The sequence below is a fragment of the Aeromicrobium sp. Root472D3 genome (assembly GCF_001426485.1).
Taxonomy (GTDB): domain Bacteria; phylum Actinomycetota; class Actinomycetes; order Propionibacteriales; family Nocardioidaceae; genus Aeromicrobium.
Genome location: NZ_LMET01000001.1, coordinates 1,933,188 through 1,953,263, shown reverse-complemented (window position 1 = coordinate 1,953,263; position 20,076 = coordinate 1,933,188). Strand labels below are relative to the sequence as shown.

At 59.5% G+C, this 20,076-nt stretch carries 26 protein-coding genes; 5 read left to right on the top strand and 21 right to left on the bottom strand.

Going from position 1 to position 20,076, the window contains the following annotated elements; genetic code table 11:
- Positions 1-283: 283 nt before the first annotated feature.
- On the bottom strand, positions 284-787 hold the full coding sequence (locus ASD10_RS09605; RefSeq protein ID WP_056607684.1) for a hypothetical protein: 504 nt from the start codon (positions 785-787) through the stop codon (positions 284-286).
- Between the two features lie 315 nt (positions 788-1,102).
- Positions 1,103-1,651, bottom strand: a complete 549-nt coding sequence (locus ASD10_RS09600; RefSeq protein WP_157432530.1) for a hypothetical protein — start codon at positions 1,649-1,651, stop codon at positions 1,103-1,105.
- A gap of 112 nt (positions 1,652-1,763) precedes the next feature.
- On the opposite strand from ASD10_RS09600, the gene ASD10_RS18370 reads away from it, so the two are divergent.
- Positions 1,764-2,192, top strand: a complete 429-nt coding sequence (locus ASD10_RS18370) for a recombinase family protein (protein WP_162248837.1) — start codon at positions 1,764-1,766, stop codon at positions 2,190-2,192.
- A gap of 761 nt (positions 2,193-2,953) precedes the next feature.
- Here ASD10_RS18370 and ASD10_RS18770 read toward each other — a convergent pair.
- Positions 2,954-3,598: a hypothetical protein gene (locus ASD10_RS18770; protein ID WP_157432529.1), complete on the bottom strand. Its 645-nt coding sequence runs from the start codon at positions 3,596-3,598 to the stop codon at positions 2,954-2,956.
- A 382-nt stretch (positions 3,599-3,980) separates the two neighbouring features.
- Between ASD10_RS18770 and ASD10_RS09590 the strand changes: the two genes are divergently transcribed.
- Together ASD10_RS09590 and ASD10_RS09585 are read left to right on the top strand one after the other, a co-directional pair.
- Entirely contained in the window at positions 3,981-5,093 is a 1,113-nt protein-coding gene (locus ASD10_RS09590) for a site-specific integrase (protein WP_162248836.1), read from the top strand.
- A gap of 24 nt (positions 5,094-5,117) precedes the next feature.
- Positions 5,118-5,483, top strand: coding sequence for an Lsr2 family protein (locus tag ASD10_RS09585; protein WP_056607672.1), 366 nt, complete (start codon positions 5,118-5,120; stop codon positions 5,481-5,483).
- Between the two features lie 63 nt (positions 5,484-5,546).
- Here ASD10_RS09585 and ASD10_RS18765 read toward each other — a convergent pair whose 3' ends face one another.
- From ASD10_RS18765 to ASD10_RS09560, 7 genes are all read right to left on the bottom strand, one after another.
- A complete protein-coding gene (locus ASD10_RS18765; RefSeq protein ID WP_157432528.1) occupies positions 5,547-5,780 on the bottom strand; it encodes a hypothetical protein in 234 nt (77 codons plus the stop codon).
- A 38-nt stretch (positions 5,781-5,818) separates the two neighbouring features.
- A complete protein-coding gene (locus ASD10_RS09580; protein WP_056607669.1) occupies positions 5,819-6,244 on the bottom strand; it encodes a hypothetical protein in 426 nt (141 codons plus the stop codon).
- Complete coding sequence (locus ASD10_RS09575) at positions 6,244-6,648, bottom strand: hypothetical protein (RefSeq protein WP_157432527.1); 405 nt, start codon at positions 6,646-6,648, stop codon at positions 6,244-6,246. The genes ASD10_RS09580 and ASD10_RS09575 overlap by 1 nt, the downstream gene beginning before the upstream one ends.
- 68 nt (positions 6,649-6,716) lie before the next feature.
- Positions 6,717-7,580 carry a phage major capsid protein gene (locus tag ASD10_RS18365; protein ID WP_082556124.1) on the bottom strand — a complete coding sequence of 288 codons (864 nt, stop codon included), beginning with the start codon at positions 7,578-7,580 and terminating at the stop codon, positions 6,717-6,719.
- Between the two features lie 172 nt (positions 7,581-7,752).
- On the bottom strand, positions 7,753-8,211 hold the full coding sequence (locus tag ASD10_RS09570) for a hypothetical protein (RefSeq protein WP_157432526.1): 459 nt from the start codon (positions 8,209-8,211) through the stop codon (positions 7,753-7,755).
- Entirely contained in the window at positions 8,195-9,544 is a 1,350-nt protein-coding gene (locus ASD10_RS09565; RefSeq protein WP_162248835.1) for a phage portal protein, read from the bottom strand. Before ASD10_RS09565 ends, ASD10_RS09570 begins: the two co-directional genes overlap by 17 nt.
- A 32-nt stretch (positions 9,545-9,576) precedes the next feature.
- A complete protein-coding gene (locus ASD10_RS09560; RefSeq protein ID WP_056607664.1) occupies positions 9,577-11,016 on the bottom strand; it encodes a hypothetical protein in 1,440 nt (479 codons plus the stop codon).
- A 170-nt stretch (positions 11,017-11,186) separates the two neighbouring features.
- Here ASD10_RS09560 and ASD10_RS09555 point away from each other — a divergent pair, with 170 nt between their 5' ends.
- A complete protein-coding gene (locus ASD10_RS09555; RefSeq protein ID WP_056607663.1) occupies positions 11,187-11,759 on the top strand; it encodes a hypothetical protein in 573 nt (190 codons plus the stop codon).
- A 459-nt stretch (positions 11,760-12,218) separates the two neighbouring features.
- On the opposite strand, the gene ASD10_RS18760 is transcribed toward ASD10_RS09555, so the two are convergent.
- A complete protein-coding gene (locus tag ASD10_RS18760) occupies positions 12,219-12,668 on the bottom strand; it encodes a hypothetical protein (protein ID WP_157432525.1) in 450 nt (149 codons plus the stop codon).
- Between the two features lie 310 nt (positions 12,669-12,978).
- On the opposite strand from ASD10_RS18760, the gene ASD10_RS18755 reads away from it, so the two are divergent.
- Positions 12,979-13,347, top strand: coding sequence for a hypothetical protein (locus ASD10_RS18755; RefSeq protein ID WP_157432524.1), 369 nt, complete (start codon positions 12,979-12,981; stop codon positions 13,345-13,347).
- A 26-nt stretch (positions 13,348-13,373) separates the two neighbouring features.
- On the opposite strand, the gene ASD10_RS09540 is transcribed toward ASD10_RS18755, so the two are convergent.
- The 10 genes from ASD10_RS09540 to rplS form a co-directional block, all read right to left on the bottom strand.
- Positions 13,374-13,592, bottom strand: coding sequence for a hypothetical protein (locus ASD10_RS09540; RefSeq protein WP_056607659.1), 219 nt, complete (start codon positions 13,590-13,592; stop codon positions 13,374-13,376).
- An 8-nt stretch (positions 13,593-13,600) separates the two neighbouring features.
- Positions 13,601-15,133 carry a recombinase family protein gene (locus tag ASD10_RS09535; protein WP_056607658.1) on the bottom strand — a complete coding sequence of 511 codons (1,533 nt, stop codon included), beginning with the start codon at positions 15,131-15,133 and terminating at the stop codon, positions 13,601-13,603.
- Positions 15,134-15,135: 2 nt separating this feature from the next.
- Positions 15,136-16,086 (bottom strand): YifB family Mg chelatase-like AAA ATPase, encoded by a 951-nt coding sequence (locus ASD10_RS09530; protein WP_235501800.1) that lies wholly within the window; start codon positions 16,084-16,086, stop codon positions 15,136-15,138.
- The gene (locus tag ASD10_RS09525; protein ID WP_056607657.1) at positions 16,086-16,448 is read right to left on the bottom strand and encodes a YraN family protein; all 363 of its coding nucleotides are present in this window, start codon (positions 16,446-16,448) and stop codon (positions 16,086-16,088) included. The genes ASD10_RS09530 and ASD10_RS09525 overlap by 1 nt, the downstream gene beginning before the upstream one ends.
- A 104-nt stretch (positions 16,449-16,552) precedes the next feature.
- Positions 16,553-16,864 carry a DUF2469 domain-containing protein gene (locus ASD10_RS09520; protein WP_056607655.1) on the bottom strand — a complete coding sequence of 104 codons (312 nt, stop codon included), beginning with the start codon at positions 16,862-16,864 and terminating at the stop codon, positions 16,553-16,555.
- Positions 16,865-16,911: 47 nt separating this feature from the next.
- On the bottom strand, positions 16,912-17,658 hold the full coding sequence (locus ASD10_RS09515; RefSeq protein ID WP_235501799.1) for a ribonuclease HII: 747 nt from the start codon (positions 17,656-17,658) through the stop codon (positions 16,912-16,914).
- Positions 17,655-18,317, bottom strand: coding sequence for a signal peptidase I (lepB, locus tag ASD10_RS09510; RefSeq protein ID WP_056607653.1), 663 nt, complete (start codon positions 18,315-18,317; stop codon positions 17,655-17,657). Before lepB (ASD10_RS09510) ends, ASD10_RS09515 begins: the two co-directional genes overlap by 4 nt.
- Positions 18,318-18,377: 60 nt before the next feature.
- On the bottom strand, positions 18,378-19,037 hold the full coding sequence (gene lepB, locus ASD10_RS09505) for a signal peptidase I (RefSeq protein ID WP_056607652.1): 660 nt from the start codon (positions 19,035-19,037) through the stop codon (positions 18,378-18,380).
- Positions 19,038-19,078: 41 nt separating this feature from the next.
- Positions 19,079-19,570, bottom strand: a complete 492-nt coding sequence (locus tag ASD10_RS09500; RefSeq protein WP_082556122.1) for a GNAT family N-acetyltransferase — start codon at positions 19,568-19,570, stop codon at positions 19,079-19,081.
- A 13-nt stretch (positions 19,571-19,583) separates the two neighbouring features.
- Entirely contained in the window at positions 19,584-19,934 is a 351-nt protein-coding gene (gene rplS, locus ASD10_RS09495; RefSeq protein ID WP_056607649.1) for a 50S ribosomal protein L19, read from the bottom strand.
- Positions 19,935-20,076: the final 142 nt, after the last annotated feature.

The following is a 20,076-nucleotide window of genomic DNA, read 5'->3' as shown; positions in this document are numbered from 1 at the left end:
GCCTAACACCTTGTGTCCAGTGTGCCCGAATTACATGGTTGTGTCTACTCCTCCGAGACAAGTAATCGAACAATTCTACCAGCGATTTTTACTGCAATTGCAGCAAATTAGTTGTCAAGTCAAATTTGACGTTGTTGACAAGTCGTCTACCTCACGTCGGTGTCCAAGGGAACGCTGAGGAACATCAAAACCTGTCCTCCCCCGTCATAATCCGCTTGACGTTGGCAAGCATCTGCAAACCCTTCTTCAACGGCGTGGGGACCTCGGCGCTGGTCGAGCGAACCTACTTGAAGTAGCGAGCAACCTTCGTATGCTTCTTGACCAGTGCCACGAGGTCATCAGAAAGACCGAGCATCTTCTTGTTGATCGCTTCGATGTCGGCGCCTTTCCAAGTGCCCTTGTCGACATTGACCGCAATGTAATCGTTCAAGTCGTTAGCGACGGCGGCGATGTCGTCAGGGGCCGTCATGTCCACCTGGTAGAGGGCCATGTTCATAACGTGCACTCGCCGGTTGTACCAGTCGATGTAGTCGTCACTCTGCGGGACCCTCATGTCCACGGGGAAGTTCCAATACTGAGTGGCGGTTTCCTGCTGGACGGATAGAAAAGTCGCTACGGAAGCACGCAGCGACGACCGCCACTCTTCCTGCAAGCCACCTTGATCTTGCACTCGGCGCGAAAGGTGGCCGATGGCTCCGCCGATCACCGCGCCCACCAATCCGAGAATGCCGCTCCACCACCAGGGAGCCTTGTCGGCCGTCAACAGAGTCCACCAGTCCGCATGCATTCGGCGATCCTTGCATAGCCGCGGACCACCGCGGTCGAACGTGTGTTCTAGTGTTCTGGTCATGGTGAAGCGACCGGCGAATCACACCAAGCCGCGACCTCGCCGGATCGTGCGCCATGTGTGGGTCCACGAGTCCCCTACCGTCACCTACCAAGGTCTGCTCATCGGATCGCAGAGCCGCAACGGCATCGACTGGTCGTACGTGGCGCTGATCGACCACGAAGACACCCACGCGGTCCTCACCTGTCGATGGGTTAGGTCTCAACTCGTGTCGTTCGTGCCATAGGAACCGCCTGCACTCCCCTACTGACGAAGTCAGACAGCCGTGACCCTCTTGTGAGCCGCCTTCCGAACCACGGACATCGCAACTTTGAACTTCTCGTGCCTCTTTCGGAATTCGTCAAGAGTGCCTACGCCGGAGATGTAGTAGCGTTGCGAGGCTTTTTTCAGTCGCACTACGGCCTCTTGAAGGTCGCCGTCCGACACCATCTCAACTCGAAATATCTGCGCCGTGAACCTCGCGAGAACGTCGTCTACATTGAGATACACCGCATCCTTGGGACTCGCTCCTTCACCAGGCGAAGCAATCTTGCCGTCCTCGCCCCTAGGCAAGAGGGCAAGTCCTGACCACAGATAGAGGCGAAACTCCTCTGCTACGGCAAGAAGCAAGCCAGTCTCGTCCAGGATTCGATTCACCAAGTACTGCTCCTTCTCGGAGGCTCTTTGGCTTGCCTGCCGCTGATCCTCAACCTCGAAACGTCGCTGATCGGAGTACTTGGTGGCGAAGTGCGCACCGAAGAGGCCGATCAAGAGCGTCAGCACGCTCAGCCACCATGGTGGGTTTGCGCTCGTCCAGAAGCCCATGAACACACTCTCTCAGCGTCGTCAACAATCTCCGAGACTGTAGGAGATGGGGCATCGTAACGGAAGAGTTCGGGTTGTGAGCAACCCCGCTGACACCGAACTTAGGAGACAAATGAAGACCGATACCCGCGCAGCAATCTACGTCCGGGCTGCCACAGACGGCCCTGGCATCGAGCGACAGAACGTTGCCTGTCGAGACCTTGCCGCTTCGAAAGGCTGGACTGTCACGGCTGCCTACGTAGACCACGGCGGAAGTCGCGATGCATTGTCCCGACTGATGGCCGATGTCCAGTCCGGGGAAGTTGATGCGATCGTGGCTCACACATCTCACCGGATCACACGAAAGGCCAGTGAGATGGAAGCGTTTCTGGACCTCATCGAGACAACCGGCGTCAGCGTCGCCACCGTCGAGGGGCACGACCTCGGAACAGTCGACGGTCGGATGGTTGTCCGCATCATGACGACCATCGACCAGAACGAAACGGAACTGCGAAGCGAGCGAACCAAGGCAGGTCTTGCCCCGTTCTCCACACCCGCTTAAACCGCCTTCTAAGACCCGTAACGAATCTGTCATACGAATGTACATTCAAACTCTCCAAGGGGCTTAGAATCAAGCCTCGCACGTTTAAAGACGGTATCTGCGTTGAACCGTGCCATTGCGTTTGTGAATGATCGCCGCACGCGCTCGATTACGCTCTAACGAATCCAGACGACGGCACTCCCGGCACCTAGACATCTTCCGTCCCGTCTTCAGATAGAAGTCATCCATTGGCTTCTCAGCGTCGCACTTGGTACAGGCCTTCGTCGTTGGCTTAGGCAAAGTCTCACGGATCGCGCGCGCTGCATCGTACTTTGCCTTCTGGTGCACCTTCGCCTTTTCGATCATGCACAACTTGCAGGCCGACTGAATCACGCCATTTGATCGGACGTAGAACTCATCGCGCAGTTTCGTCTTCCCGCATTGAGGGCAGAACTTATGCGTTGAACTTGTGTTCAGTACCCGCGATTTGAGTGGCCGAAGTTCCTGACCCTTGTGCTGCTGTTGATAGTGGCCTCGACACCAACCGAGGACTTGTGCTGGACGGTCGCATGCGTCGTATGCGCATTTTTCGATATTACTTTCTTCGTTCATTATTGCTGTTCCATTTCTTCTTCCATATTTGTGTTGCTGCGCCCGAAAGTGTGTATCTGTCTCATGACTTCCATGGACTGGACAGGTCTTGCAGGTCAGTACCGGCGCGTTGGCTTCATCTGCGTTGCTGTCGTGCTGGCACCAAGAGGCGTTGAGGGTCTGCACGTCGACTACCATCCGAACTCTTTAAAGCACTCGTCCAAAGACTTCTTGGGCTTCTTTGGACGAGTGTCCACATTCTCTGCAGGCTTTCCACCAAACTCGACTTGAAAGATGTCTGTGATCGGCTCATTCCTGATACAGGAATTGCCTATAGGGTTCTCAAAATCCGTCAAGGAAGAGGGAGGGATAGAATTATCATCCTTCTTAGTAGATGAATCCTCCGGCGCTTCGACAATGGGTTCACTTAGCGGGTTACCTTCAAGGGTTACCTTAGTTTCCCCGATACAGGAATCTTCATTCCTGATACAGGAAGTTTGATTCCCAATACGGGAATCAGGATCGTCTAGCAGTTGTTCGGCAGGTGCCTCATTCCCGATACAGGAATCGGACCACGCCTCTAGACCACCTTCATCGACCGTGTAGACGGTCGTGTCGTCCATGCGTCGCGTTGCAGTAATCAGTTTCTTGTCGAGTAGCGAGGCGCGCGCCTCGTAGTAGTGATTCTTCGACAGCCCCATGTCGAATCGTGCGGGTTCCATCTTGGAGAACATCTCATTTCGAGACTCAACTACGAACAGGAATACCTTTTCCTTGCTGTTCAGCCCGCGAGCGTCCCGAATGAGATTGAGCACCTTGAAGCGGGTATTGCTCATGTCGCCGCACCCACCACTGACGCAAGCACGCCGTTTTTGTTACCTTTTGCGGTCATATGTACTACTTCCTTAGTGTTTAATAAATGACGAAACCCGCTCCGGTGGACCAGTACCGAAACGGGTTAACGTCTACTATTTATTACACTAGGTTGAGTAACACTTATGATTCCTCTAACACTATAAGAACTGGTCCACCGAGAAAGTCCCGATAAGATCAGTATACACTAACCAAACATTAGTGTCAAGTTAAAGAGTCAGAAGCCAGCGCAAAGCACCTTCGTCACTAACGATACCACAGTCTGGCCCCCAATGCCAGTCCTCAATGTTTTGTCAATCTTCCACCAACCAACCCCTTAATCGAAATCCTGTGTATGCTCAGAGCATGGCAACTCTCGAAAAGCGCGAGCAGACTCCCGGCAGAGTGACGTTCCGGGTCCGTTGGTGGGCGAACGACCGCCAGCGAAGCAAGTCCTTCAAGGACCACGGCGATGCGAAGCGATTCAAGGCCGTGCTGGAAGGCGACATGGTGAACGGGAACTACCTCGACCCCAAGCACGGCACCATCACGGTTGCGAAGTTCGTAGCCGACCACGCTGAGGCTCTTGTGATCGATGTCAGGGTCAGCACCCGCAACCGGATCGACGGGATATATCGCTCTCACGTACTGCCGGAGTTTGGTCACCTGCCCCTCAACGCTGTCGACGCACGCGCGGTGGCCGCATGGGTAAACAAGATGTCTTTGAGCCTGAACGCATCGACCGTGCGGAAGAACGTCTTTGCGCTTCGCCGTGTCCTCGACCTTGCCGTGTCCTACGGACTCATCAGGACCAATGTCGCGGCTGCTGTGCGCCTACCGGCAGAGCCGAAGCACGAGCAGAAGTACCTGACTCACTCGCAGGCATGGACGCTGGCAGAGACGATCCCCGCTGAGTTCAAAGCCATGGTGCTGGTGGCAGTATTCGGCGGTCTGAGATTTGGAGAAGTCACCGGGCTACAGCGCAAGCATATTTTGATTGAGACCAATCAGATTCAGGTTTGTCGGACGCTCATCGACCTCGGCAAGGGTGGCGTGACGTTCGGTCCCCCGAAGACGAAAACCTCAATCAGGACCGTCACCGTCCCCCGATCCATCATGTTGGAGTTGGTCGCTCATATGGACGCCTACACGGCTGTTGGAGACGATGCGTTGGTCTTCACCGGCAAGCGGGGTACAGCAATCCGTCGATCGTGGTTCTACCGCATGTACTGGCTGCCAACGGTGGAGAAAGCCGGTCTTTCAGGATTGCGCTTCCACGACCTCAGACACACATTCGTGGCGCTGTGGGTGAGCCTCGGACGCAATGCCAAACAAGTCAGCAAGGCAGCCGGTCACTCGTCCGTCAGTTTCACATTAGATCGCTACGGCCACCTTTACGAGTCCGATGACGCCGGTCTCGCTGACGAACTGGACGCAATGCTGTCGGCCAATCGCACCAATCCTGCTAACGTGGCGTGAGACGCATCAAACTTAAGGAATCTCATGGGTATCAAGACCACGTACGTTGACGACATCGACGGTAGCGACCTCGGAGAAGAGGCCACGCCTGTCACGTTCTCCTACGAAGGACAGAATTACTCAATCTTCCTGTCCGACGACAACAAGAAGAAGTTGGATTCCGCCCTGAGTCCCTATATCGAGAAGGCTGAGACGGCTTCAGCGGCTTCGACTGCATCGAGCGGCACTGCGTCTTCTTCCACCCAGAACAAGAAGATACGTGAGTGGGCGCAGTCGACAGGTTTCGAGTACGAAGGCGTTGACGGCACCAAGCGCACTCTGGGTGACCGTGGCCAAATCCCGGCAGTTGTCGCTGAGGCGTACCGCGAGGCTCAGAAGGCCAAGAAGTAGAAGACTGCGCAACAGGAGGGGCTAGCCGGATCGCCGGCTAGCCCCTCCGTGCACTTGGGGCGGCTACCTGACGACTGCGTAAACGAGCCACGCCACTACCCAGATACCGACCAAGACGAACGCAATGGGCATCAGACGTTTCTCGCGTTCGGTGGGTTCGGTAGGAGCCAGCATCGTCTTCCTGAGTCCATCGGTCTTCGCTGACTTCGCGCGTCGAAGTGCTTGGGGAACGCCGATCATTCCGATGACCGCCATCATTGGTAGGGCGGCGATAGCGCCAACTGTTCCTTCGCTCATGACGAAGATGCTAGGTCAGTCGTCGGCTTGTCGCGCTGTTAAGCGACCTGCGCGAGGACGCCGAAGACCTCCACACAGACGACACGTCCCAAGGGATCAACCTGGGGACTCATGGCGTCGATGTTGAAGACGTAGCGCCGTCCCCCGGCAGGACGCATCCCTACGTTTTCGTAGTACGTCTCTGTCTCGTCCAGCCTCATACGGAGATGTCCGAATCGCTGAGACAAGTTGATGAGTGCGCCGTCCGAAGGACAAACCTCCAACTTCACGGCATCGGTGTTGGCGTACTCGTCCCCGAACTTCTCGGCATGACCTCGCAGCGAGAAGAAGTTGCACCCGAACGTGACGGGGTTCTCGTAGTCCCAGCCATGGTTGATGCCCCCGGTGATCGGGTCTTGCGTTTCGCTCTCGGTGTAGACGTCGACCAGCGCCGGGTACGCCTTCGCCGCTAGTAGTCGCGGCACTAGTCAGTCGTCCATTCGTAGACAGGCACAACGCGGTCGTACCAAGGACGGGTGTCGATCACACGGGATCGCTGCCAGGAAAGACGACCGATCGCCTGCTGGGCCAACGGCGAGATGGCGTAGGCGCGGTCTCCGAACACTATGGTCGTGTCGTTTTGGCGCAGGCTCTCGACGTTGGCCTGTTCAAAGACGCTGTTTCCATCCTGAGCCATGTACGTGACCTGCCAACAGATCGCGTACTTCATCCACTCACGATCCCTAGGAAGCGTGACTAGAGCCTCTGTGCGGCCTGCGTAGACCTCCACGATGGCCTGAGCCTTACGGACGTCCGTCACGTCGGCGGTGTAGCCCGTCAGGTCTTCTACATCAATATTTGTTGCAAGCATTTCTGTTCCTTCTTTCAAGTATTAGATGCAAGCGAGGGGCAGAGGCGCGTTGCCCCTACCCCTCGGCTTGGTCGTTCTGCTGTCGCTTAGGCGGCAGGTGTGAGTTCAACAACTCGGGCAGAGTTGCTGTCGGCAAGCACAAAGCCGCGACGCGCGCGGACCTTCAACTCAACGTTGTCGTTCGCCCACTGCGGTTCCTCGGAGAGGGCTGACTCAGGTCCACTACGGACACCCAGGATGAGGTTGCTCTTGTTCGCAACGACCAACAAAGGGTTGCCCTGTGGGTCATCCGTGTAGGTCGCTGATGTGCGCGCTCCGTGAGAGAAACGAACCTCGTGACCGAACACAGTTGGAACGCCAGCGCCGAAAGGATCAGTGACAACACGGTCACCGTTTGAGTCCTTTAGGTTGCGAAGTGCCATCTTGAACTTTGGATGAGCGATGATGACAAGTCCTCCCTTACGGTTGGACTCCATATCCCCGATGACCTGCACGAGGTCTTCGTATGTCAGCACGCCTGCGGTGGCTAGACGGTTTCCCGATCCAACCTTGCGATAGACACTCTCGAAGGGACCACCCGTCCCTGTGACGCCTAGGACAGCATTGTCTAGCGTCACCGCGAAGTTTGATAGCCACTCCCGCTTGTAGGCGTTGATGGAGTCGGCTACGGCGTCCTCGCGGTCCTCAATTGAGATTGCGTATCGGTTGCTGAACTTGTGAGCCTGTAGCGTCACGTCGTCAAGCGTTGCGTCCTTTAGAGGGATCGTTGCATGTTCCGCGACTACGTCAACCCCGTTCGCGAGGAAGCGGGGTACTGACTTAAATTCTGAGGTCATAACCTCTCTACGGGCTACTGCCTCAACTGCTGAGACTTCTACGTCTCGCGATAGAACTTCCGTTCCTTGCTGAATCGGAATCCAGCCATTTTCTACTGATAGGTCTGTGACCATTCATTATTCACTGCTTTCTTTAGATAATTTGTGTGATTGGGACTCCAATCTGTAGTGCTACGGGACGTCCATCCCCTGACATTAAAGAGGGTCCGAACCAAACAAGTTCTTCGTCCAAAGAAATGGATGGCTCTTCTCTTTAATTGTACTATTGGTCGCTTCCTGAGGCGGTTTATGACTTCTTAAATAAGCGTGCCATTTGCAAATCTGTATCAGAAGGATCAGGCTTTGCCTCTTGCTTAGTAAATTGGTCAGCCTCTCCCCCAACAGAACGCTTGACGTCGAAGAGTTCGGGCAGGTCCGTCTTCACCTTGGCTACCGCGTCATCAACGCCGGTCAACTTGCCGTCGCCGTCGAAGTCGATGGAATCGAGATCAAGGAACTTCAACACTCGGTCTCGATTCGTGGCGTCAAGCGACTCCCGCACCAGGAGTTCCTTGGCCTTCGCCTTCCACTCGCCGTCTCCGTCCTCCATGGACTGGATGACGGCCTTCATCTCGTCCGTGGACGTCTGTAGGGCGGTCACCTCTGCCTGTAGGGACTCGGATGCCTCGCGGTACTTCTTCGCATCGGCCTTGGCACGCTCTAGCGCCGCTAGTACAGCCTCGGGGTTCTCAATTTGTTCTGTCATCTTGTGTCTCGCTTTCATGTAGTGGTGTTGTCTCGTCGTGACTCGTGTTCACACGGGTCCGTGGGGCACGGGCGTAGAAGAGTCCCCCGTCTGCCTCGGCCTGACGTTCGGCCATGATTTGGTCGACCTGATCGGCCGAATAGCCGCCTTCACGGAGTGCCTGGCGGTGGCTCAGACCAGCGTTGATCTTCTTTGCGGCTACGTCCCATCGCTCCATCTCGTCCAAGGACTCGTGTGTCTTCCAAAAGACCTGCACGCCAAGGCTCGGGATGCCTTCGATCTTCAAGACGAAGCGGGAGACGTCACGCCATGAGTAGCCAAACGACGTCTGTCGATCGGCAACCTTTTTGAGCAATGGCGCTTCGGCGGTGCGCAGGCCGTTGCCAGTCGGGTTGTTGCCCGTGCGTTCGAAGTAGTGCAACGGCGTATCAGTCAGCGCGCTCATGGCGCGGATCGTGTCCTTGATGGGTTCCCAGAACGCCTTGGCGTCGGCTACGGAGAACTCTCCGACCTTGGAGACGCCCTTCATGTACCAAAGTGACCCGGCTGCATCGCTCAGGTTGGCTAGGTTCTCGGTGTCGGCCTTGTCGTCGTCAAAGTCGCCTAGGTCCCCACCGTCTGCGTTGGCTAGCGCGTATCGCTGCGGAGCGCCCTGGTAGTCGATCGTGTGCATGTTGGTCACGAACAACTTGTTGATGGCGTTCTGAGCGTCGTAGGCGTCAAGGTGCTCAGGACGACCGAACGGACGGTGCGTGCGGAAGTGGAAGACCGGAACCTCACCCCATGGGTTGGGAACGGTCTGCATCAAGGTCCACTGAGTGCCGTCTGTTGGCTCACCAGTGTTGGCGTAGAACTTTGTAATCTTGTCGGCCGCGTAGATCGACATACGGCTGATGTTCTCGGCTGACTGCCAGATTTTGACGGCGTAGGACTTCTTGCGTGGGTTCTCCACGTCGTAGACAAGAGCCATCTGGCGGGGAGACTCGTAGGAAATCTGAACCTCGCCATCCTTGTCCGGCCAGACGAGAACGAAGGCGTCACCGTGGATCAGCGCGTTGTCGTGAATCTCCTTGGCTTCTAGCCCTAGGTCGTTGGCTTCCCAGACCTCGGCAATCTTGGCTGTTGCGGCCTTGGTGTCCCCTTGGATGCTGGCAACCTCTAGACGGTTGCTGACTGCGTTGACGATGGGACGGCAGAAGTTCAGGCGTGATCGGTCGCCGGTAGTGGCGAACACTCGGCGCAACTTCGCAGTTGAGAACGTCTCGGGTACGTCTCCTTCAAAATAATGTTGGGCTTCGACGTAATGGTCTCGGCGTTCCATGACCGCGTTCACGGCCTCTTTCATAATTGTCATAAGTTGTTCGTTTATGTCTCCTTGTATTGAATTTGCTGAGCAACAACGCGGTTGCCCTTGGTCTTTTCGAAGTACAGAACGGCTGTGGCTACCGCGTCCACTAGGTCGTCGTGCTGGACGTTGGGATACGCGAGCATCTGCTCTTCTAACTGCGGGAAGTGCTGCGTGTGGACCACGCGGTTCTTCTTGTAGAAGTCCGCTGACTGAGCAATACGGATTTCCTTCTTGATGCGCTGATTTAGGAAGCGCACACGAGCACCGATGTCCTTGAAGACCTGGTGCCACAGGTTGCCGCCCTGATTGGTCTCGATGAGGACGACGCCGACGCCGTAGGTCTCCACCAGAGCCACGGCACGCTCTCGGAGGACGTCGCTGTTGCCCTTGACCTGTTCGACGTGGCGTAGGTACAACTTCCGATCGGCTCCACGGCTCACCACGGCAAAGGCTGTGTAGTCGGCTCGTCTGCTCGTGGTCACCGCAGGGTCGATGCTCAGGACCGTGTTGCCGTACTCCGTGCGATCGACGTTGATGTCTGAGTCGTCCCAGTAACCTTCTTCGCCACTGATAGGCCGGTTCATCATGTTCATCTGGAACTCGCGGGTGCTGCGCATCTCGTCCCACTGCTCCAACGGCCAGACCTCGGGCCACAGCGAAACCTCTACGTCGTGATCGTCAGTGATGATCGCCGGGTAGTAGTGGCAACGAATGTTCTCTGACACGACCCACTGCAACTCGGGGTCCAGCGTGCCCTTGAACGTGTCTGGGTCGCCGTCGAAGTCGTCCCATGCCTGCCCGACCTTGCGCATCTGGTCGATGAGGCTGTTCGGCATGGTTGTTGTCCCCACGAAGGCCACCAGCGCGTTGGTGTTGAGGTAGAGGTGGGTCGTGAGGATCGTTGACTTGCGCTTTTTGAGTTCGGTAGCGCCGTAGTTGCTCTCAGGTGGCTCGATGTCATCAAAGAGGATGACCTCAGGACGTAGACCGCCGATGTTGGCCCCGAGGATGGCGCTATCGACACCCTTTGCTTGGAAGATGAAGCCGTTGGCACGCTGCGTGGCGTTGCGGTTGTCCATCATGACCTTGCTGGACGCTCCACGACGGAACGTGTCGCAGAGTTCGGGGAAGTCCTCTTGCAGGAGTTCGTTGTTCTCCAACTCCATCTTGAAGTTGCGCAACCAATTGATGGCCTGATCTTCGGAGTCAGAAAAAGCGATGATGTATCGCTTGTGCATGTGCGCTGCTGCCCAGATAGGCAGGATGTGAAAAATCCACGTTGACTTGCCGCATGATCTAGGGGCAACGAACGTGTCACGATGCTCGGCAGGCTTGCCTAGCGGCTGCGTCCAGACCTTGGCGTACTCACAGATGTCTAGATGGAACTGATTGAGCGTGATGTCAGGCAGCGCAGGCGTACGGAGTTTGTGCGGCAAGTACACCGCAGCGAACATCATGGGATCGTTCTTCGTTAGAAGTCGTCTACCCGCTGCATGGTTCAAAAGGTCAGGATTAAAGTCCGTTCTAATAGCCTCAATTAATTTCATTACTCTTCAATCATAAATCCATTCCTTTCCCAATGCGGATTCCGCACTAACCAACCGTCGAAGGTGCGATACTCGACCGCATGTCAGACATAACGCTTGCCGCTGCCGGACGAGACATCACGGATTTCGTGAGGGCCTGGTTCGAAGACTTGCGTGCCGGTGGCGGGCGAATGCGCGAGTTTCTAGGCGACATGCCCGGCTCACCGGCTGGCGACATGGCAACGATCTACTTGCTTGGCAATGTCGATGCTGCTCGCCCGGACTCGTCTGACGAGGAGTTGCTGCTGTACGCGGTGCTTCAAATCGGTGGGCAGGCTTACCGTGACGAGTATGGCGACGATGCTCACTTGTTCGACTGGGAAACGAAGTGGGAGTACATCGAACAATGTTTTGATGTCGTCAACGGCCTAACAGCCTCAGAGAATGCACAATTCATGGTGCGTTGGGCACTCCGGCGTTCGCGAATTAGGACCGAGCCGGAACGGGAGTGGGACAGGATGGTCTGGGAGGGCAAGGCTCCCGGTGAACGCGCAGCGCATGAGCAAAAGATGGCAGGGATCATGCAGAGAGAGTTGAGTGCCGCTCGATTGTTCGATCCTGATATTGACATTGACTCGATGGTCATGTCGATCGAACTTGACAAAGACTCTTAAAAATCTTGCATTATTGAAAATATCATTCTGACATGGATGACCACCACAAAAAGACACTTCCGTTGGGTCTCGGATTTGTGGATGCATCCATGTGTCAATGCTCTCATGCCATGACTCTGATGATTTGCCGTTTGTCAAGGATTAATGAGAAAAGATTGATGGAACTAGGTAACCGCCCTAGCATGGCTAGTCCTACACCCCCTCTGACCTGCACAAACACTCATTTCAGGCCATGCTTTAGGTCTTGCTAGGACATAAGCCGGATTAGTGGCAATGATTAATGCGTCAAGGGTCTCTGAGATGGGTCTGAGGCTGCTCATATGGCCTTTCAACGGCCTCTCACACTGTTGGTGGCTGTCTGTACCCCGGAACGTCACAGGGCATAAAAAGAGGCACCGACGCATATGAGTTCGTCGGTGCCTCGGGAGTCCTCTGCCTGTAGTCAGACAGAGGAAGTTGTTAGGTCATCTGGTCTTGCTTGGTCTGCTCTGCTCGCAGCATTGCAGCAATTTCTAGGTCTTGCTGTGTGGTCTCGCGCTTCTCCGTGACCACTGTGGCCTTGCCCTCTAGCAACTGGCGGGTATTGACCAACTTCTGTACTGCCTCTGCCAACTTCTTGGCTTCGTCGGCTGTCTCAACAGTCGCGTACATCTCCTGCACTACGGACATGGCGTTGTCGATGGCTGCTAAGAGGTCTTCTGTTTGATAGAAGGTGTGGTACTTCCTAGCCGTCTCCATGATGTTTGACAGTTCAGGCTTGATGCCACGCTTTTCCATCCATCCGACTGCTACTGGATACGATGGGTACTTTAATTCTCTAATTGCTTGACGGATGCCGTGAACTTGTGCTAATTCGCAAAACTCAGACTTCTCAACATCCGTGTATCTTTTGCCGTTCTTGTTTTCCATATATCTTTAAGTATTAAGTGCGCGTGTCTCTTACGTGCTATGTAAATACACTCAATTTACTAGCCCTAGTTCCCAGCCGGAATGTAACCGGGTTCATGATGTCAGCATCTACCATGGCCACCAACGGACACGTACACCATACTTCTCCTTAATTAGTCTTACTGTTAAGACTTGAAGTATTTTGTATAACCACACCTAGGACACTCAACTACACTAATTTATTGATGATCGGTATGACTATATGTACAGTATATCATTCATTGCTTCCAGGTACCGGCGCTCTAATCTCGAAATACGCTAAGGTTCTTCCATGACATCAAATCAATCTCCACCCGCGCCCTCCTCACCCACCAAGACCTTCCTAGGTTGGTTGAAAGACGAAGAGTTCTGGCGTCCCATCGCCCAGAACGTCATTCAGTGGGCGATCCTCGGTGTTGGGGCGTTCGTAGTTGCCTACGCCGCTGGGTATGTCTCAGACGACACAGCCATGAGCGTCCTTGGGATCATCGCCGCAATAAGTTTCGGGGCAATCAGCATGTTCTACATGGTCAAGTTCGTTGACGCGCGATGGGGCTTCCGAGGTCAGATGATCTTCACGCTCATCTACACGCTCGTTGTCGGGCCAATCTTCATCTGGTCAGTAGTGCGGATGCCGTGGCGTGAAATCCTTAACCTGTGATTGCACCTTCGTGAGGGAGGAACCCGTCAGACGTCACCTTTGTCAAACCTGACTGCTCCGGCGTCCACCGTCATCACCAGACTGCCGTCTGCCAGCATCCCGCGTATCAACTCGTGAGTCTCAACCCGCTGCCCGCTCCGCATGACGATGCCAACAAGTCGCTCGATCGCCTCTTCGGTGTCGTTGGTTCCGTACAGCGTGTAGCCGTCAGGCTCAATCGTTTCAAAAACTACTTCTCTCAACATTTACTCTCCTAGTTGTCGGCCTTGTTTGAACCCGCGAACTTGCCGTCAAGTCCCTTGATTGGCTTGCTCAATTTCGTCGGCTTCACCGGGATATCTCGGAACCCCGCCACGATCCGGCGCATATCACCTACGTCGGATTTGATGCTTGTACCGGGGACCGCGTTACCCCGCTTCGTATAGATCGTCACCCTACTGGCGTCCCACTTGTTTGACGTGGCAGCGGAAACGACGACACCTTGAATGACGGCACCGACCGTCGCCATCTGCTCTGACAACGATGCGGTCTTGAACTCAACCCACGTCCTGTTGGGCACGTAGTTCGCCTCCTCGTCCTCCTGAGCCACCGCAAGGGCTTCAAGCGCCGTCTTCTGCTGTGACAAGTCGATGAGCGTTTCGCGGATGTCCAGGAAGGTCAACCGGCCCTCGCGGACGTCGGCTCGTGCTACCTGCATCTGCTCTTCGAGAGCCTGAATCTTCGACTGGTAGTCGATGGTCTCGGGTACCGCGATGGCGTCGGTCATCGTCATCCGGCGCTTGACCATCGTCAGGACCATCTCATCGATGTGATGACCCATAACGGAGACCTTGCCGCATCCCTGCATGTGGGTCTTGCAGATGTACGAGTGCCGGGAGTTGCCCGACTTGTTCGTGTAGGTGTGCGATCCGTAGAGGACGTGCCCGCACTCCCCGCACTGGATAAGTCCTGCCAACAGATACCGCCGCGCGTTCTTCCCGCTGCGAGGATTTCGCTTCCTGTCCAGCACGTCCTGAGCCGCCCAAAACAGGGCCTCTGAGACGATTGGCTCCGCAGTGGACCGGCTTACGACTTCGCCCTTGTACGTCGACAGAGCGGCGTACAGGTGCCTTCTCACGACGTTCTTGACGGTCGAGTAGTGAACATCCTTGCCATTGCCCATGTTGACGCCATTCTCCCGCCACAGAACAGCGATGGAAGAGACCGACTCCCCGCGCACCACCCGTTCGAAAGCATCCCGGATGACGTCGGCCTCTTCGGGTATCGCCTTGAACTCGGCGTCATAGCCAAAGGTCCGGTATCGGCTGTGCTTCGGCTTGCCCATCTCGGCACGCTGCTTGGCCGCGTCCTTCACTCGCTCGCTGGTGAGGTCGGCTTCACCCGCTGCAATGCTGCCCTTGATTCGGGCCATCTGCTTTCCGGTGGCGGTAGCAAGGTTGTCGTTGCCGCTGACGACGGTGAGGTACTGCACGCCCGTTTCTTTGGATAGTTCGATCAGGTCTTCTAACTCGCGCATCCGTCGAGTCAGGCGGGTGTTGCTGTGCGAGACGACGTGAGTGAACTTTCCGGCTCGCACCGCAGAAACCATGGCATCGAAGGCGGGACGGGGCTTCCGGCTGTTCGTGCTGGCGCTGATGTCGTTGTCTTTGAAAATTGCCTCGTCCCCGACCGTCAGTCCCTCCCGTCCCGCAAGTTCCCGGCAGGCTGCCTCCTGACGCTCCACTCCCAGGCCCTGACGTGTGGAATCCTTACTGATGCGCACGTAGATCGCTGCGGTTCCGGGCATCCTCAGACCTTACATTCATGGAACAGCACCCCGTGGTGGGCCAGGCTCAGCGCACCCGGCCTGATGGCCCGGCTGCCCCCTCCGACGATCGAGACGGCGCTGGCGGTGTGGTGCGGGTCCAGGAACGGCGGCCGCGTCAGCAGCGGGGCGTCGCTCGGCAGGACGCCCGCGACCGAGTGCACCGCACTGACCGCCAGCGACTGCTCGTGCGTCAGGTCGGGCAGCAGGCCCGGCAGACGCTGGGCCAGCATGGTCTTGCCGATGCCGGGCGGCCCGGTCATGAGCAGGTGGTGCCCTCCGGCCGCAGCGACCAGCAGCGCCATGCGCGAGTCGTCCTGCCCGGAGATGTCGGCGAGGTCGAGGTGCGCCAGCCGGTCGCCGGACGTCCACGAGATCGACGGGGTGTCGTCGAGCGGCGGGACGGGCGGGTCGTCAGGCTGCTCCTGACCCGTCAGCAGGGCGACGGTCTGGCGCAGCGACCGCACCCCGACCACGGCGATGCCCTGGACGAGCTCGGCCTCGGGGACGTTGACCTCCGGCACGAACACGCGCTCGAAGCCCGCCTCGGCGGCGGCCATCGTCGCCGGCAGCACGCCGCGGATCGCCCGCAGGCGACCGTCGAGGGCCAGCTCACCGAGAAAGGCGGCGCCGGCCAGCTGCTCGGCCGGGATGAGCGACTTGGCCGCGAACACCGCGAGCGCGATCGCGAGGTCGTAGTGCGAGCCGCTCTTGGGCAGCGTCGACGGCGCCAGGTTGATCGTGACCCGCTGGTCGGGCCACGTCGTGCCGGAGTTGGACACCGCCGACCGACACCGGTCGCGCGCCTCGGTGACCATCGTGTCGACGAGGCCGACCAGCACGGTCTGCGGCAGGCCTCCCCCGATGTCGGCCTCGACCTCGATCGCCCGACCCGACAGACCGTCGAGGGTCACCGAGTGGGTCGCGGCGGCCATCAGGCCACCCCCGCGATGCGCTCGACGATCGGGCCGCCCTTGGGCGGCACCACGACCGAGACGACGTCGATGCGGACGCTGGGCGGCGAGACGTCGTGCACCTCGAGCCAGTGCGTCGCGAGCCGGCGGAGCCTCGCGGCCTTCTGCCCCGTGACGGCCTCGAACGGGCCACCGTGCTCGTGGGACGTGCGGGTCTTGACCTCGCAGATCACGAGGGTCGAGCCGTCACGGGCCACGATGTCGATCTCGCCGAACCGGCACGTCCAGTTGGTCGCCAGCACGACCATCCCCAGCCCGCGGAGATGATCGGCCGCGACCCGCTCGCCGTACTGGCCGACGGACTTGCTGCGCTGATACGTCATGCGTCCAGCGTCGTCGCCGGACCGGCGCGCCGACAGGCACCGCGGACGTCCTGTGGACGCCGCGCACGACCACGGTCAGCTGTGGACGGACGCCTGCGAGAGCGTCAGGCGCTCTCGGGCACCTTGACGTCGGAGTCCTGCAGCTCCTCGACGTTGACGTCCTTGAACGTCAGCACCTTGACGTTCTTGGCGAAGCGGGCCGGGCGGTAGATGTCCCACACCCAGGCGTCGTTCATCGAGACCTCGAAGTAGGCGTCGCCCGTCTCGGAACGCACCTTCACGTCGACCGCGTTGCACAGGTAGAACCGCCGGTCGGTCTCGACGACGTACTTGAAGATCGACACGACGTCGCGGTACTCGCGGTAGAGCGCCAGCTCCATCTCCGACTCGTACCGCTCCAGGTCTTCCGAACTCATGGCGCAAGGCTACAGACAGATGGCGTGCGGCCGCGCTGACACTCCGGTCACGGGCGCGCGGGTACCTCGGCGTCGGCCGGATCGGCGTCGCAGCCGGGCAGCCGCCAGCTGCGGCGGTGCTGCTCGCTCGGGCCGTGGGTGCGGAGGGCCGCGACGTGGTGGGAGCTGGCGTACCCCTTGTTCTCGTCCCAGCCGTAGTGCGGGTGGTCGGCGGCCAGCTCCGTCATGATCGCGTCGCGCGCCGTCTTGGCCAGGACACTGGCAGCCGCCACCGCCGCGCACCTCAGGTCGGCCCTGATCATCGTGACCACCGGGGGCACCTCGGACAGCACCCTCGGCGCGGGCACGGCCCCCTCGAGCTGCTCGGGGTCGGGGAACCGCAGGTAGTCGTGGTTGCCGTCCAGCAGCACCGTGTCGGGCACCACGGACAGCCCGGCGAGCGCCCGGTGGCCCGCGAGCCTCAGCGCCGCGATGATGCCGAGCTGGTCGATCTCGGCGGGGCTGGCGTGACCGATCCCCGACGCCGCGGCCCATCGCCGGATGCGTGGCACCAGCGCCTGACGGGCCTGCGGCGTCAGCAGCTTGCTGTCGCGCACCCCGAACGGGGCCGGCTTGCTGTCGGCGGTCACCACGACCATCGCGACGGTCGCAGGCCCGCTGAGCGCGCCCCGGCCCACCTCGTCGCACCCGGCGACCGCGGACAGCCCGGACCGCAGCATCTGCCGCTCGATGCGCAGGGTCGGCACGGACGGGCGTCTCGTGCCGGTGACGGCGCCGCCGGTGCTGCGGGTCACCTGCCGTTGACCTCGTCGAAGGTCGACGGCTTCTTGATGAATCCCGCGCGTCCGAGCGGCCACACCCGTACCCACGCCTTGCCGACGACGGCGTTCTCCGACACCTGGCCGCCGCCCGGATCGGCCTGGTGGGCGCGCGAGTCGGACGAGTTGCCGCGGTTGTCGCCCATGACCCAGAGGTAGCCCTTGCGGACCTTGACCTCGAAGGTCTGGTCCTTCGTCGCGGTCTCGTCGAGCAGGTAGGGCTCGTCGAGCTTGACCCCGTTGACGGTCAGCTTGCCGTCGGTGCAGCACTCGACGGTGTCGCCGCCGACGCCGATGACCCGCTTGATCAGGTGGCCGCCGGTCGGGAACAGGCCGACCTTCTCGAGGACGCTCTGGACGGGGTTGCTGGCGCGCCGGGACTCGTCGGGGCCCAGCCAGCCCCCCGGGTCGTCGAACACGACGACGTCGCCGCGCTTCACGTCGCCGCCCCAGTAGGAGACCTTCTGCACGAGGATCTTGTCGTCGACCAGCATCGTCGGCTCCATCGACTCCGACGGGATGTAGAACGCCTGCAGGAAGAACGTCTTGACGACGACGGCCATCACCATGGCGGTGAGGACCAGAAGGATCGACTCCTGCCAGACCGGGAGCTGTCGCTTCTTCGTGTCGGTCACCCGGAGAGCCTAGCCGCAGAGCTCAACAGGCCGACGGACGTCTGGAACGTGTTCGCGCGCTCAGGGAGCGGGGACGTCGTCGAACGCCGACGTCCCGTCGACGAAGCCTGCGCGGCCCAGCGGCCACAGCCGCAGCCACGCCTTGCCGACGACCGCGGACTCGCGGATGAAGCCGCCTCCGGGGTCGCCCAGGTGCTGCGGGGACGCCTCGGAGTTGCCCCGGTTGTCGCCCATGACCCACAGGCGTCCGGCGGGGATCGTGACGTCGAAGGGGGTGTCGGCCGTCGCCGTGTCGTCGAGCAGGTACGGCTCGTCGACCGGCTCGTCGTTGACCGTGAGCCGCCCCTTCGAGCAGCACACGACGTGGTCGCCCCCCACGCCGATGACCCGCTTGATGAGGTGACCGCCGCTCGGGAACAGCCCGATCCGCTCGAGCGCCTCCTGCGCGACGTTGCCGGGCCGCGCGCTGTCGGAGACCGGCAGCCAGCCCCCCGGGTCGTCGAACACGACGACGTCGCCGCGGTGCACGTCGCCGCCCCAGTAGGAGACCTTCTGCACGAGGATCTTGTCGTCGATCATCATGGTCGGCTCCATCGAGCCCGACGGGATGTAGAACGCCTGCACGAAGAACGTCTTGACCACGACGGCCATGACGACCGCCACGACCACCAGCAGGATCGTCTCCTGCCAGATCGGCAGGCGTCGCTTCGTCGTGGGCACCCGCCGATCGTAGCCGTCGCCGGCGGACGCGGACCGACGCCTCAGTGCCGGACCATCCAGACGTCGACGGCGTCCTCGCGCTCGACGACGAAGCCGTGCCGCTGGTAGAGGCGCCGGGCCGCACTCCCCTGCAGGACGTTGAGGCGGAACGGGCGTGCGTCGTCGTCGCGCCGCAGCACGTGCTTCATCAGCTGCGCGCCGAGGCCGCGCCCCTGCACGTCGGACCGCAGGTACAGGTGCTCGAACCACCGCTCGCGCGGCTCGGGCCGCACCGCGAACAGGCCGACCGGTTCACCGCCGACCTGCACGACCCGGGTGTGACGGGCCTCGAACGCGTCGAGGAACCGGCGGCGCACCCGATGACTGTCGTAGCGACCGAGGCGCTCGAGGTCGGGACGCATCACGACGGCGCGCAGCTCGGCCATCCAGAGCGCGTCGTCGGAGCGGGCGGGCCGCAGCGTCCAGTCGAGGGGTGCGGGAACGGCAGGAGCCCCCGCCGCGGACGGCGAGGGCTCCAGGGACCGGTCGGTCATGGGGTGGCGCGACTCAGATGTCGCGCTTCTCCTTGATCTTGGCTGCCTTGCCGCGCAGGTTGCGCAGGTAGTACAGCTTGGCGCGACGCACGTCGCCGCGGATCGCGACGTCGATGTGGTCGATCACGGGGGTGTGCAGCGGGAAGGTGCGCTCGACGCCGACGCCGAAGCTGACCTTGCGGACCGTGAAGGTGCGGCCGACGCCGGAGCCCTGGACCTTGATGCAGACGCCCTTGAAGACCTGGATGCGCGAGCGGCTGCCCTCGATGACCTTCACGTGGACCTCGAGCGTGTCGCCCGGGCGGAAGGCCGGCAGATCGGTGCGCAGCGACGCGCTGGCGACCTGGTCGATGAGGTTGGTCATGGTTGTGCTCCTCGCTGGTGCCACAGGTCACCCACGGATGGGTTGGATCAAAAGGATGAGTTGGCGATGATCGACGGCTCCCCTGTGGCAGATCCGTCCGGCGCCAAGGGTCAATGTTGCCACAGCGCGCCCGTCCGGAGCC